The sequence below is a fragment of the Thiolinea disciformis DSM 14473 genome (assembly GCF_000371925.1).
GTDB classification, from domain to species: Bacteria; Pseudomonadota; Gammaproteobacteria; order Thiotrichales; family Thiotrichaceae; genus Thiolinea; species Thiolinea disciformis.
The window spans coordinates 103,009-116,651 of sequence record NZ_AQVE01000007.1 but is presented as its reverse complement, the minus strand read 5'-3'; the positions used below and the strand labels follow the sequence as shown (position 1 = coordinate 116,651).

The window sequence follows — 13,643 nt, the reverse complement described above, 5'->3', positions numbered from 1 at the left end:
ATGCAAGCTTCTGCATCGTTTCAGCACAAACATTTAGCCATGGTTTTCAAATACGCCGGCATTAGCTTTATCGCTGGTTCAGTGAGTCACGGCGTCTTTTCTGGCTCACGCTCGCTACTTACGGCTGGCCTAGGCATCATCGCTTTCGTGATAGGGACTGTGCTGGAATATCGCTATACGCCTGCTGAGGAACGCTCTTCTTTGTGGAGCACATTAATGGTGGGCGCTTTGCTCTCGGTGGGTTTAGGCTTCTTCACCGGCAGTTTGCAGCATTTTCCCGACTCACCCGCCCGCAGCCTGTGGGCTGTACCTTTAGGCTTTGCGCTTTCCTTAATCGCCTTTGCCCTGATAAATCGTAATCATTTTCCCCCCAATGCCAAGAAATATGCCGCTGCATCCTTGATCAGCGTGGCTGCACTATCCTTTGGCGCTTATAGCTATTTCTTGAACAATCCCGTCACCGGTGGACATGACCACGGTTCTCATGCCCATAACGATTCCATGGCAACTAATGCTACGCCAACGGTTTCCGATACTGCTCATGACCATGCAGCACACGATCACGGTACACCCACACCAGCAGGTGATGCTAAGGCTAGCGCCGCAACAGCCAGTGCTGATAGCCACGCCGATCATTCTCACAGTACCCATTTAAGCGCTATTGGCAAGCCTGCCAACGCCGATCAAGTGCAGCGCGTGGTGGAAGTGCGGATGGATGACAACATGCGCTTTACCCCTGATAAATTGGATGTGAAGCCGAATGAAGTAGTGAAAATCGTGGTCAATAATAGAGGAAAAATCAAACACGAACTCACCTTAGGCGACGCAAAAGCCTTGCAAGAACATGCCCAAGCTATGCTGAAACATCCAAATATGGAACATAATGACCCGAATATGGTAGCCTTAGAACCCGGTCAAACGGGCGAAATTATTTGGCAATTCACCCAAGCTGGGCATGTCGATTTTGCATGTTTGCAACCCGGACACTTTGAAGCAGGTATGAAGGGTGTGGTCAATGTAGGCCATGTGCATTAAGGAAACACGATGAAAACCGTTTACAGTGGAAGTTGTTTGTGTGGCGCAGTGACTTATGAAGTGGATCACATTGAACCCTATATGGCACATTGTCATTGCAGCATGTGCCGAAAGTTTCATGGTGCGGCCTTTGCTACTTATGGTGAGGCAAAAGCCGAAGATTTTCGTTGGACATCTGGTGAAAACAAACTTAAAAGCTATTTCGCGCCCAATGGAACCACACGTCGTTTTTGTGAGCAGTGTGGTTCGAGTATGACTTTTGAGCCTGCCAATTCAGATCATCAACTGGTTGAATTTTCGCTAGGCACGCTCGACACAGCTATCGAACAACGCCCTGATGCGCATATCTACACGAGTTACAAAGCCGACTGGAGCAGTATCTGCGACGGCTTAAAGCGCTATCCGGAAGAACGCACTGATTAGCCAAAACGAAAACTGGATACAGTAATACCGCCAAAGAAATCATTTTGGTAGTAAACACATTGCCCTTTATCGTGCTCGGCCGCACCAACCGCCACCATTAACGGCACTAAGTGGTCTTCACGCGGATGCGCTAAGCGTGCTGCGGGCGCTTCTTGCCAATGTAATAAACGTTTTGTGCGTTGCTCTGGCGCAGTATGCAATAGCGTCTCTTGTAGCCAATCATCAAACTGGCGCGAAGGCTGCTCTGCATTGCGATTGAATTGACGCAGGTTGTGATAACTCAAGCCGCTGCCAATAATCAATACACCCTGTTCGCGTAAGGGTGCCAATGCGCGTCCCATCTTGAGATGAAAGTCAGGATCATAGTTCTGCTGAATCGAGAGCTGCACGACCGGAATATCCGCCTCCGGATATAGTGGATACATCAAACTAAAAGTGCCATGGTCAAAACCACGTTCAGCGTCCAATTCAACTTCAAAGCCAGCAGTTTTTAGCAAACCTTGGACTTCAAGCGCTAAAGCTGGCTCACCGGGCGCGGGATACACCACATGGTAGGTATAATCTGGAAAACCATAATAGTCATAAACCATCGGTGGATTGGCTGAAGCGGAAAGCTTGAGCGTATCAGTTTCCCAATGCGCCGTAACCACTAATACAGCCTTGGGACGTGCCCCTAATTGCTGTGGAATCGCCTTGAGCGACTTCTCTAGCGCATCATAAGTCGTGCCCATTTCAGCTTTCATATAAGGCCAAGGACCACCGCCGTGGGAGAGAAAATAAGTAGGTAAACGCTGCATCACCAGCTCCAAAATATGGATTAGATTAATCCGCTAATATGGGGTAGTTTCTTGGAAAAAGTAGAGAGCACTCAAATTTTCATGCCAATTATTCAAACCCAACGTCTCATCCTACGGCCATGGCAAACCCGCGATCACTTAGCTTTTGCTGAACTTAATGCTGATCCTGAGGTTATGCGCTTTTTTCCCAAAACCTTATCCTCTCAGGAAAGTGCTAGCTTACTTGAATACATTGATAACCACCTAACGAGCCATGGCTGGGGCATTTGGGCGGTGGAACTTAAACAAACACAATCATTTATTGGCTGTGTTGGTCTACATAAAACGAGCGCAACACTACCCTTTCCACCCAGCATTGAAATCCTGTGGCGCTTAGCAAAAGATTATTGGGGATTTGGCTATGCCACAGAAGCCGCTCGTGCAGTCATGAGCGTTGGCTTTGACTCCTTGAGTTTAGCTGAGATTATAGCGTTTACTGCGTTAGTGAATAAACCATCACAAGCAGTCATGGAACGTTTGGCAATGCAGCGTGATGAAAATACCTTTGAACATCCTAGCCTAGTTGAAGGACATCCTTTGCGCTCGCACTGTTTATATCGCATGGCGCGAACTGCTTGGCTGCTTTAGTTCATTAAAAAACCATGCTTACTCTCAATCCGGTAAAACTGCCCCTCCTAAACCACTGCAAACCAGCACTTCATGAGATTCAGCTCAATTACTTGAGAAGGGCGAAAAGCGCTAGGCATTAGTATATAATATTCCGCTCAAACCGCCCTGACGCCGTTCTGACTACAAACCACAGCCCTCGCACATGACTGATTTAAACACTATTGGCCATCACACCCCGATGATGCAGCAATACCTGCGGCTTAAAGCCGAGTACCCTGAAATTCTGCTGTTCTATCGCATGGGCGATTTTTACGAGATGTTTTATGAGGATGCGAAGCGGGCAGCGCAATTATTGGACATCACCCTGACCGCGCGCGGCAATTCAGCGGGCGAACCTATTCCAATGGCGGGTGTCCCTTATCATGCGGTGGAGCAATATTTAGCGCGTTTATTAAAGGCTGGCGAATCGGTGGCGATTTGTGAGCAGATTGGTGATCCGGCGAAATCAAAGGGGCCAGTGGAACGCAAGATTACCCGCTTACTCACCCCAGGGACGCTGACTGATGATTATTTGCTGGAAGATCGCCGCGATAACCTATTGATTGCGCTACATCAAGATAGAGAGCAATTCGGGTTAGCAGCCATTGATTTAAGTAGTGGACGCTTTACGGTACAGCAAATTGATAGCTTAGCTTCATTACAAAATGAAATCGAGCGCTTGCAACCGGCTGAAATTCTGCATCAGGAAGATTGGCGTTTGGATTTTATTCGCGGGCGAGTCACGACAGCGCGCCCCCTATGGCATTTTGATTTAGAAACTGCCACACGCTTATTGCTTAAGCAGTTTGCAGTGCATGATTTAAGTGGGTTTGGCTGTGAAAATCTCCCGTTAGCCATTGCTGCTGCGGGGGCTTTGCTCAATTATGTGCAAGAAACCCAGCGCACAACCCTGCCCCATTTGAATAACCTTAAAGTCGAACAAAGCGAGGATGGGATTATTCTGGATGCGGCGAGTCGGCGCAATTTAGAACTGGAACATAGTTTAAGCGGTGAGCATAAAAATACCTTGGTGTCGGTGCTGGATAAAACCTCCACTAGCATGGGCAGTCGTTTATTGCGCCGTTGGTTGAATAAACCGCTGCGTAATCGTCATGAATTGCGCCTGCGCCATCAGGCTGTTGGCACACTACTCGACAATTATCGCTACGAAGCTATTTTAGCTACGCTACGCAGCGTGGGTGATATGGAGCGCATTGCCTCACGTATTGCCTTAGGTACGGCGCGCCCACGCGACTTATCAACCTTGCGTGATTCGCTTGCCGTCTTACCACAACTTCATTCAGCCCTTGTACCCTTGGACGATCTAAAGCTCGCGCAATTACAACGCCAACTCGATACGCACCAAGCACTGCATGAGTTATTAAAACGCGCCATTATTGAAAATCCGCCCGTGGTGATTCGCGATGGTGGCGTAATTGCCGACGGTTATGATGCCGATTTGGATGAATTGCGTCATTTAAGCGAGAACGCCGATCAATATTTATTGGACTTGGAAACCCGTGAAAAACAGCGCACCGGCATAGATAAACTTAAAGTCGCCTACAATCGTGTGCACGGATATTATGTGGAAATTCCACAAAGCCAATTGCATCGCATCCCTGCAGATTATATTCGCCGCCAAACCTTAAAAGGGGTGGAGCGATTTATTCTGCCTGAGCTAAAAAAGTTTGAGGATAAAGTCTTGTCGGCGCGTGAACGTTCCTTGGGGCGCGAAAAAGCTTTATATGAATTGTTGTTACAGCAATTAGCGGAGCATCTGATTCCCCTGCGTCAAACCGCGCAAGCCGTCGCTGAATTGGATGTACTCGCCAATTTCGCCGAACGTGCCAACACCTTGAATTACAACTGCCCAAAATTGGTGGAAGGTGCGGGTATTGAAATCATTGGCGGCCGCCATCCAGTGGTAGAGCGCACGCTGGATGCTCCTTTTGTACCAAATGATCTGTACATGGATGCACGGCGCCGCATGTTGATGATCACCGGGCCGAATATGGGCGGCAAATCCACCTATATGCGCCAAGTCGCGTTAATTGTACTGATGGCGCATATTGGCAGTTATGTGCCCGCCGAATCCGCGCGCTTAGGCAATATCGACCGCATTTTTACCCGCATTGGCGCACATGATGATTTGAGTACGGGACGCTCCACCTTCATGGTCGAGATGACTGAAGCGGCAAATATCCTGAATAACGCCACGGCACATAGTCTAGTCTTAATGGATGAAATCGGGCGTGGAACCAGCACCTTCGATGGCCTATCACTCGCTTGGGCTTTTGCTGATTACCTCGCACGCGAACGCAAAGCGTTTACCCTATTCGCCACCCACTACTTTGAACTTACTCACCTTGCTGAACAGATCAGCACGATTGCCAATGTACATATTGATGCGGTCGAGCATGGCGACAAAATTGTATTTTTACATGCAGTAAAAGACGGTCCGGCTAATCAAAGCTATGGTTTGCAAGTCGCACAATTAGCCGGTGTCCCCAAAACGGTCATCGCACAGGCCAAGAAAAAGCTTATTTCACTCGAAAAAAACTCAGCGAATACACCCCAAGTCGGACAAAGCTTAGCATTGCAGTTCGGTACGCCAACAGAACTGAAAGATGAAATAGCGTTAAAAGTGAAAGCGGCTTTGCAAGCACTGGAGCCAGATGAAATGACGCCACGACAGGCTTTGGAAGAACTTTATCAGTTGCATAAATTACTAAAAACCTAAGCTTATTTTTTGTCAGCTAGTATTTGTTGCACTTGCTGTAAATAGCTTTCTGGTGTTTTACCACGCTGATAAGCCAAACTTAATGCTTCCAAGCCGAGCAAGCGATAAAGCTCGGCATCTACGCCATTCTTAGCCTGCAGGGCTGCTAATTGCTTAGCCACTACTGCCGCATCGCCACGCGCAATCGGCCCTGTTAAGGCTTTGGCAGGTCCTAGTGTAAATAGATTAGCTAGCGTTTCTTGCACCATCGGCTGAATAATTTTAAGTGCTAAGTCTTGCCCAACCCCAGCCTCATTAAAAGCTCTTAGGCTAATACTTTGCAAAGCCACCACATAATTACAAGCTATGACGCTGGCGGCGTGGTACAAAGTTTTCTGCTTGGCATCAAGCGCAAAGCAAATTCCACCAATCCCCTCGAACAAAAGTTTAAGCAGCTCTAAGGCAACTGGGTCACCCTCGACACCACAATAAGTAGGTTGAAACGAGTGAATAGCACGCATTGGATCAGCAAAGCTTTTCACGGGATGCACACTGGCAATCAATGCTCCTTGCACTTTGAGTGACTTAAGGATTTCAGAGCTAATCGCCCCACTACAGTGAAATACAATATCATTTTCACGTAATAAATTGGCTGAGGCTAAGGCTGCACTACATACTTCCAAGGCTTTATCGGGGCAAGCTAATAAATAAATATCGGCGACTTGCATGTCATTAATGGAACTAATCGCTTGCCCAGCCCCAATAAACTCCACAGCAGTTTGGCCACTCGCTAAAGAGGTATTTAGTACCTGAGCTACTTCAACTGAACCCTGCTTAGCCCACAAATACGTTAGAGTTTGGCCAACGTGACCGCAGCCGATGATGTTTAAGCGTAGTTTGGATAAAGACTGACCCATCACCATACCTAGAGTTGGAATACAAATAGTGAATATGAGGGTGAAGTAAAAAAAATAGCTTAGAAGAAGTTTATAGGGAAAATATAAGTGGTGCCCAGGGCCGGACTCGAACCGGCACAGTATTACTACCGAGGGATTTTAAGTCCCTTGCGTCTACCAATTTCGCCACCTGGGCAGGTGGAATAGTTTTAAAATGGAGGCTAGGGTCGGAATCGAACCGGCGTAGACGGATTTGCAATCCGCTGCATGACCACTCTGCCACCCAGCCTAAACCTAAAACATTGGAGCGGGAAACGAGATTCGAACTCGCGACCCCAACCTTGGCAAGGTTGTGCTCTACCACTGAGCTAATCCCGCTCTGTCGGCATGTTGCCGGATAAAAAAAGCCCCACAGGATTTGGAGCTTTTAGCAATTTTTTGGAGCGGGAAACGAGGCTCGAACTCGCGACCCCAACCTTGGCAAGGTTGTGCTCTACCACTGAGCTATTCCCGCGTAACAGGCTGCGAATATTAATAGCGCTGCTAAGTTCTGTCAAGCATAAATCTATAATCCTGTAAGCGAAGATGATGACTTTATCAAATTGGCCGATAAAGCCATGCGACAACCTAGTTAACGGCGGTTGCTGCGCTCTTATCGCCCGCTTTAATATCATCAAGAATCTTCACTAACTCCGCCGCTGTGCGATAGCCCGGAATCATAATCCCAGCATCGGTCACTAATGCGGGCGTTCCATTCACGCCAATGCGTTGGCCTAACTCAAACTCTTTTGCCACTGGATTGTCACAGTCTTTTGTGGCAACCGTTTCGCCACGCTTAGCTTTGGTCATGGCCTCTTGGCGATTATCGGCACACCAAATATTGACTAACTTTTTATAGCTAGCGGTGCCAATACCAGAGCGCGGATAGCCAAAATAACGCACTGTAATACCAGCTTCATTTAGCTTAGGAACTTCGTTGTGAAGCTTAACGCAAAACGGGCAATCAACATCGGTAAAGACACTTAATACATGTTTTTCTGTGCCCTTAGCCTTAAACTCCACCGTATCACTAGCATTGACCTTAGCCATCTCTGACTTGCGACCTTCAGTACGGGCATTTTCGGTTAAATTTGTGCGTGTTTGACCATCAATCAAGTCACCGCTGAAGAAATAACGGCCATCTGCACTCACATACAATGTTTCAGGGCCAAAATTGACCTCATAAATACCAGCCACGGGGCTTGGTTTAATACTGTCCGGTTTGTCACCAAAAATCGGTTTCAACTTGTCACCCAAAGCAGCTACCTCGGGGGAAGCTGCGGTTTCAGCGAAGCTAGAAGTCGCAAATACAGCGCTAATCAGTGCGCCTAAGATAATTTTTTTATACATGACTACAGGATTTCCCGATTAATAACATAACAATACGCTAACATTAGCGCCTATATTGCACTAAATACGCCAATTTTTTAGACAATAGCATAAAAAGAATTATACGCCCATTGCCCACACTGGGTGAGCCAAGTGCGTGCTCTTAGCATTAGAAACGAATTGAATCAGAAAGTTGCTAGGTATTAAGCGTTAGTAGGGTCAAACCATACCTGTACCTGCTCAGCCTCAAGACGTATGGGTAGGCCTTGAAGGCTTTGGCCACGACAAGGGCCATACATACAGAGTCCATTTTGGGGCTGAAATAAAGCACCGTGCATTGAGCACATTAAAAATTCACCTTTAATATCCCAAAACTGATGCGGCTTCCAATTTAGTGGTGCATCACGGTGTGGGCAGTGATTTTGGTAAGCGTAAAGCTGTTCTTCTTTAGCCACCACAAATCCTTCTAAAGCTTCATCTTGGTACTCTAAAACGAAACCATAAGCACCTTGTTGCTTAAGCGCTTGCCAAGCAATCAAGCTATGCCACATTTAGATCACACCCTGCATCAAAGCGGCCAGCTTTTCTGCGTCAGGCCGTAGAATAACGCCCTTTTCGGTCACCAAGACATCGACTAATTTAGCCGGTGTTACATCAAAAGCAGGATTCCAAGCTTGCACATTTGGTGCCGCAATACGGTGATTATTGACACTTAATACTTCGTCCTGCGCACGCTCTTCGATCGGAATAGCAGCGCCTGTAGCGGTCTTCATATCAATCGTACTGGTAGGTGCAACAACCATAAACTTTACGCCATGGTAGCGTGCATTCACGGCCAAACTATAAGTGCCAATTTTATTGGCAACATCGCCATTAGCCGCAATCCGATCCGAGCCAACAATCGCCCAAGAAACTTTGCCGGACTGCATTAAATGTGCAGCGGCGCCTTCGCATAATAGTTGCACAGGAATTTTGTCACGCTGTAATTCCCACGCGGTTAAGCGTGAGCCCTGCCACCAAGGACGCGTTTCATCCGCATATACTTGAGTGACTTTACCTTGCGTAAACGCACTGCGAATAACCCCTAAAGCCGTACCATAACCACCCGTTGCCAAGGAGCCAGTATTGCAGTGGGTAATAATGCCATGCGGGACTTTGATCAAGGCACTGCCAAGCTTGCCCATTTCATAATTCGCTTCAATATCTTCTTTATGAATGCGATCGGCTAAAGCACTCAGCAAGGCAATCGGATCTGCTACTTCCTCATGCGCTGCGCGCATCATGCGCTCTAAAGCCCAATGCAAATTGATGGCGGTAGGGCGAGATTCGGCAAGCACATTCTTTTCAGCAATCAGACGGCTACGCCAATCATTCGGATATTGTTTATAGCATTTGCGTGCTGCCATCAATAAGCCGTAAGCAGCGGTGATGCCAATAGCAGGTGCTCCTCGCACTACCATGTTGCGAATGGCTTCAGCGGTATCATCTGCACCATAAAGCTCAACATATAGCTCAGCTTGTGGTAATTTGCGCTGATCTAGCAACACCAGATGATTGTCTTTCCATTGTACCGCACGGATTGTATCGTGTTGGCTCATCATGTGATTCAGGCTTATTGTGTTCAAATTAACAATTTTACAGCACTCTTATGAAAATTGAATTATTAATTAAACCGCGTTGGATCATTACCGTAAATGCCACGAATCAAGTGCTTGAAAACCATGCCATCGTGATTCACCAAGGGCAAATTATCGATCTATTACCCGCCACAGACAGTCAGCGCTATCAGGCTGAACAAGTCGTGGAGTTAGCCGATCATGCGTTGATGCCCGGCCTGATTAATGCCCATACTCACTCAGCTATGGCTTTATTAAAAGGTTTAGCCGATGACCTGCCGTTGATGGAATGGCTGCAAGAGCATATTTGGCCTGCGGAAGCGCGCTGGGCCGATGCAAACTTTGTGTATGACGGAACCCAACTTGCGATTGCCGAAATGATTCGCTCCGGCACGACCTGCTTTAATGATATGTATTTCTTTACTGACGCCAGCCTCAAAGCGGTACAAAAAGCGGGAATTCGTGCTGCTTTAGGCATGATCTTGATTGATTTCCCTACAGCTTATGCGAATGACCCTGATGAGTACCTTGCTAAAGGTCGCGCCTTACACGATAGCGTACAGGATTTACCCTTAATCACCACCCTCTTCGCACCCCATGCCCCTTATACCGTTTCCGATCAGCCTTTATTAAAGCTACACGCGCAGGCGCAAGCGCTAAATGTACCGATTCATATGCATGTCCATGAAACTGCGCACGAAGTGATGCAGGCGCTGACTGAACAAGGTGAACGTCCTTTAGCACGCTTAAACCGCTTAGGCGTACTGGATAATCACTTTCTCGCCGTACACATGACACAATTAGACACCAGCGACATTACACTACTCGCTAACAAAGGTGTGCATGTGATTCATTGCCCTGAATCCAATTTAAAGTTAGCCAGTGGTTTTTGTCCGGTCGCAGACCTGCTAGAAGCAGGTGTGAATGTGGCCTTAGGCACGGATGGGAGTGCCAGTAATAATGATTTAGATATGTTAGGCGAAATGCGTACAGCTGCTTTAATTGGCAAAGCAGTGGCTCACAATGCTAATGCGGTTTCAGCCACACAAGTCTTGCGTATGGCCACCATTAATGGAGCAAAAGCCTTGAACTTAGCTGAGGTTACTGGCTCTTTAGAAGTAGGCAAATCAGCCGATATGATTGCGATTGATTTAGGCAGTATCGAGGCTTTGCCCGTCTACGATCCAGCCTCACATATTGTCTACTGTACCACTCGTGATCAAGTACGCTCGGTTTGGGTAGCTGGAAAATGTCTTATGAATGAGCGTAAACTGCTGACCCTTAATGAAACTGAGCTTAAAGCAACTGCCAAAGCATGGCAGCTTAAAATTGGAGAGTTTGCATGATTAATGCTGACCCACAAGAATTACGCAAATTTGAAGCCATTGCGCATCGTTGGTGGGATACCCATAGCGATTTTAAACCGCTCCATGCGATTAATCCATTGCGCTTGAATTACATTGATGAACGTGCCGCCTTGCGCGGTAAACACGTGCTGGATGTTGGTTGTGGTGGCGGCATTTTGTCAGAAAGTATGGTGCGACGCGGTGCAAATGTACTAGGTATTGACTTGGGCGAAGCTCCCTTATCGGTCGCCAAATTACATGCTTTAGATACACAAATTGACATCCACTATCGTTGCATTAGCGTAGAAGATTTAGCGCAAGAAATGCCAGAGCAATTTGATGTCGTCACTTGCATGGAAATGCTTGAGCATGTGCCTGACCCAAGCTCTGTCGTACGGGCCTGTGCTAATCTAGTCAAGCCTAATGGGCATGTGTTTTTTTCTAGCATCAACCGCAATCCCAAGGCCTTTCTGATGGCCATTGTCGGTGCAGAATATGTGATGAATATGTTACCGCGCGGGACACACGAATACGCGAAATTTATCAAGCCCTCCGAGCTAGAATTTGCCGCGCGTCAGGCACAACTCACAATCCGTGACGTTAGTGGCTTGACTTATAACCCGATATTCCAGAATTATCGGGTCGGTAAAGATATTGATGTTAATTATATGATGCATTTCACAAAGGAAGCTTAAAACAATGAATCTTTCGGCACGACTACTCATGACTGCCAGTCTTGCTTTAGTGCTTGCGGGTTGTACCGTACAAACTGCTCCGGTCATGATGCGACCCGATGGCCGACCACAACTCTATAGTATGAAGCCAAGCATGGATCGTGACATCCAAACTTTAGCAGCAGCTTTAATGACGTTGGGGCCGAATATTAATCGCCAAGAAGCTATTGATGTGGCACATGATGCTTATGTCTATCCCCTGTATTTAGCTAAACAGTGGAATTTAACATGGCCGCCTTTAATGCATAATGTACTGCGCAATGCCAAGATGCGCCCCAAAGGCTTATGCACGGACTGGGCCAGCGCTATGATTGAAATCATGCGTCATAAGAGCTTGAAAAGCTTCGATCTTTATTGGGGCGTATCCAATAAAGGGAATCCTTGGCGTGAGCATAGTACCTTGGTGGTGACAGCCAAAGGCTCTCCCTTTGAAACCGGTATTATTCTCGATCCATGGCGTAATTCTGGCGAATTATATTGGGTGCGTCATCTCGAAGACCCTACCTATAAATGGAACTATCATGCAGGTCCGTTTGGCCCCCTACCTCCCATAAAAGCGCCCTTCCAACGCTTACCGGGGTATTAAAAAATACTGCACCTACTAACAAACTTAGTAGGTGTATCCCCTTCGCCTAGTCGTATTCCCCACGCAGCGTTTTTATACTAAGTCTTGCTTGATCAATAAAGGACACGCGATGCGCATTCGTCTCAAAACTAAATGGAATAAACAAGAACGCGAGGTTTCATTGGAAGATACTGTCAGCGTTCTCGCGTTTAATGCGTGGAAAATTGGCATGCAAGCTCTATTAGAGATTGAAAAGCAGAATTTCCAAGTCGATACCCAACTGCAACGGGTTGCCATTATTGAAGAAATTATGGCCTTCTTAGTCCATGTTTTAGACCGTATTAGCTACGAAGCCTTAAATGAAGCAGATCGCGGCCAATTAATTGCTAGTTTTGCTTTAAAGCTTGCGGATCATGTACAGGACAATGCGCGTGATTTTGCAGGCGCGGGCGACTACCGCAACCCTTTCATTAATAAGCTCAATGCCCGTATGGAAAATTACGCGGAAGATGGCTGGACTAGCATCGAACAAGAACCCGCTTTTTCCATGAGCTTAAATTTTGGTAACTTTATTGCGGCTGCCTTGGGGCCTCGCGATCAACAGTGGGTATTAGATTATATCCAGCGCGTATTGATGCCCGAGATTTTAAAAACGTATAAAAGCGTGCTGGGGCGCTTAGGATTTTTAGCGCCCCGTGCAGCGTGATTAATGTCCCAAAATCTGACTCAGGAATAGTTTTGAGCGCTCGTGTTGTGGATGATTAAAGAACTCATCCGGCGTATTCATTTCAATAATTTGACCCGCGTCCATGAAAATCACGGAGTCGGCTACGGTTTTCGCAAAGCCCATTTCATGCGTCACGCACAACATGGTCATACCACTTTCGGCCAACTCAATCATGGTATCCAAAACCTCCTTGATCATTTCAGGGTCAAGGGCTGAAGTGGGTTCATCGAACAACATAATCCGTGGCTTCATGCACAAACTGCGCGCAATCGCCACGCGCTGCTGTTGACCGCCGGACAGTTGCCCTGGATATTTCTTAGCTTGATGCGGAATTTTAACCCGCTCTAAGTATTCCATGGCAGTCGCTTCCGCCTGCTTACGTGGAATTTTTCTGACCCACATCGGCGCTAAACAGCAGTTTTCCAACACGGTTAGGTGCGGGAATAAATTAAAGTGCTGAAATACCATCCCCACTTCACGGCGGATTTGGTCGATATTTTTCAGGTCATTATTTAACTCAATGCCGTCCACAATAATCTGCCCCGCTTGGTGTTCTTCCAAACGATTAATGCAGCGAATCATGGTGGACTTGCCTGAACCGGAGGGGCCGCAAATAACAATCCGCTGCCCACGCTCTACATCAAGATTCACATTTTTCAACACATGAAATTCGCCATACCATTTGTTGACATCACGTAGGCTGACCGCAATTTCTGGTTTTGCATTCGTAGCGTTAGCGTTTTCCATACAATTCCTCAATCTGTTAGGC

The 13,643-nt window shown here is 47.1% G+C and carries 14 protein-coding genes and 4 tRNA genes; 8 read left to right on the top strand and 10 right to left on the bottom strand.

Annotated features, from left to right (window positions below):
* Together A3IE_RS23050 and A3IE_RS0107615 are read left to right on the top strand one after the other, a co-directional pair.
* Entirely contained in the window at positions 1-1,035 is a 1,035-nt protein-coding gene (locus A3IE_RS23050; RefSeq protein WP_020395012.1) for a cupredoxin domain-containing protein, read from the top strand.
* A 9-nt stretch (positions 1,036-1,044) separates the two neighbouring features.
* Entirely contained in the window at positions 1,045-1,458 is a 414-nt protein-coding gene (locus tag A3IE_RS0107615; protein WP_020395011.1) for a GFA family protein, read from the top strand.
* Here the strand turns inward: A3IE_RS0107615 and A3IE_RS0107610 are convergent.
* Positions 1,455-2,255, bottom strand: a complete 801-nt coding sequence (locus A3IE_RS0107610) for a DODA-type extradiol aromatic ring-opening family dioxygenase (protein WP_020395010.1) — start codon at positions 2,253-2,255, stop codon at positions 1,455-1,457. The two genes, A3IE_RS0107615 and A3IE_RS0107610, sit on opposite strands and share 4 nt — an antisense overlap.
* 81 nt (positions 2,256-2,336) lie before the next feature.
* Here A3IE_RS0107610 and A3IE_RS0107605 point away from each other — a divergent pair, with 81 nt between their 5' ends.
* Both A3IE_RS0107605 and mutS read left to right on the top strand, forming a co-directional pair.
* The gene (locus A3IE_RS0107605; RefSeq protein WP_020395009.1) at positions 2,337-2,882 is read left to right on the top strand and encodes a GNAT family N-acetyltransferase; all 546 of its coding nucleotides are present in this window, start codon (positions 2,337-2,339) and stop codon (positions 2,880-2,882) included.
* Positions 2,883-3,066: 184 nt separating this feature from the next.
* On the top strand, positions 3,067-5,643 hold the full coding sequence (gene mutS / locus A3IE_RS0107600) for a DNA mismatch repair protein MutS (RefSeq protein WP_020395008.1): 2,577 nt from the start codon (positions 3,067-3,069) through the stop codon (positions 5,641-5,643).
* A gap of 2 nt (positions 5,644-5,645) precedes the next feature.
* On the opposite strand, the gene A3IE_RS20175 is transcribed toward mutS, so the two are convergent.
* The 8 genes from A3IE_RS20175 to mtnA form a co-directional block, all read right to left on the bottom strand.
* Positions 5,646-6,539 carry a Rossmann-like and DUF2520 domain-containing protein gene (locus A3IE_RS20175; protein WP_020395007.1) on the bottom strand — a complete coding sequence of 298 codons (894 nt, stop codon included), beginning with the start codon at positions 6,537-6,539 and terminating at the stop codon, positions 5,646-5,648.
* Between the two features lie 88 nt (positions 6,540-6,627).
* A tRNA-Leu gene (locus A3IE_RS0107590) sits at positions 6,628-6,714 on the bottom strand.
* Positions 6,715-6,733: 19 nt separating this feature from the next.
* Positions 6,734-6,807, bottom strand: a tRNA-Cys gene (locus tag A3IE_RS0107585).
* 14 nt (positions 6,808-6,821) lie between these two features.
* Positions 6,822-6,896, bottom strand: a tRNA-Gly gene (locus A3IE_RS0107580).
* A 61-nt stretch (positions 6,897-6,957) separates the two neighbouring features.
* A tRNA-Gly gene (locus A3IE_RS0107575) sits at positions 6,958-7,032 on the bottom strand.
* A 113-nt stretch (positions 7,033-7,145) separates the two neighbouring features.
* Positions 7,146-7,907 (bottom strand): DsbC family protein, encoded by a 762-nt coding sequence (locus tag A3IE_RS0107570; RefSeq protein ID WP_020395006.1) that lies wholly within the window; start codon positions 7,905-7,907, stop codon positions 7,146-7,148.
* 182 nt (positions 7,908-8,089) lie between these two features.
* Positions 8,090-8,437 (bottom strand): Rieske (2Fe-2S) protein, encoded by a 348-nt coding sequence (locus A3IE_RS0107565; protein WP_020395005.1) that lies wholly within the window; start codon positions 8,435-8,437, stop codon positions 8,090-8,092.
* Positions 8,438-9,487, bottom strand: a complete 1,050-nt coding sequence (gene mtnA / locus A3IE_RS0107560; RefSeq protein WP_020395004.1) for an S-methyl-5-thioribose-1-phosphate isomerase — start codon at positions 9,485-9,487, stop codon at positions 8,438-8,440. It lies immediately after the preceding gene.
* Positions 9,488-9,534: 47 nt separating this feature from the next.
* On the opposite strand from mtnA, the gene A3IE_RS0107555 reads away from it, so the two are divergent.
* The 4 genes from A3IE_RS0107555 (at position 9,535) to A3IE_RS0107540 (ending at position 12,853) form a co-directional block, all read left to right on the top strand.
* The gene (locus A3IE_RS0107555) at positions 9,535-10,848 is read left to right on the top strand and encodes a TRZ/ATZ family hydrolase (RefSeq protein WP_020395003.1); all 1,314 of its coding nucleotides are present in this window, start codon (positions 9,535-9,537) and stop codon (positions 10,846-10,848) included.
* Positions 10,845-11,543, top strand: coding sequence for a bifunctional 2-polyprenyl-6-hydroxyphenol methylase/3-demethylubiquinol 3-O-methyltransferase UbiG (ubiG, locus tag A3IE_RS0107550; RefSeq protein ID WP_020395002.1), 699 nt, complete (start codon positions 10,845-10,847; stop codon positions 11,541-11,543). The genes A3IE_RS0107555 and ubiG overlap by 4 nt, the downstream gene beginning before the upstream one ends.
* 4 nt (positions 11,544-11,547) lie before the next feature.
* Complete coding sequence (locus tag A3IE_RS0107545; RefSeq protein ID WP_211206805.1) at positions 11,548-12,168, top strand: hypothetical protein; 621 nt, start codon at positions 11,548-11,550, stop codon at positions 12,166-12,168.
* Between the two features lie 109 nt (positions 12,169-12,277).
* Positions 12,278-12,853: a hypothetical protein gene (locus tag A3IE_RS0107540; protein ID WP_020395000.1), complete on the top strand. Its 576-nt coding sequence runs from the start codon at positions 12,278-12,280 to the stop codon at positions 12,851-12,853.
* On the opposite strand, the gene A3IE_RS0107535 is transcribed toward A3IE_RS0107540, so the two are convergent.
* The gene (locus tag A3IE_RS0107535) at positions 12,854-13,621 is read right to left on the bottom strand and encodes an amino acid ABC transporter ATP-binding protein (RefSeq protein ID WP_020394999.1); all 768 of its coding nucleotides are present in this window, start codon (positions 13,619-13,621) and stop codon (positions 12,854-12,856) included. It abuts the gene before it with no gap.
* Between the last annotated feature and the right edge of the window lie 22 nt (positions 13,622-13,643).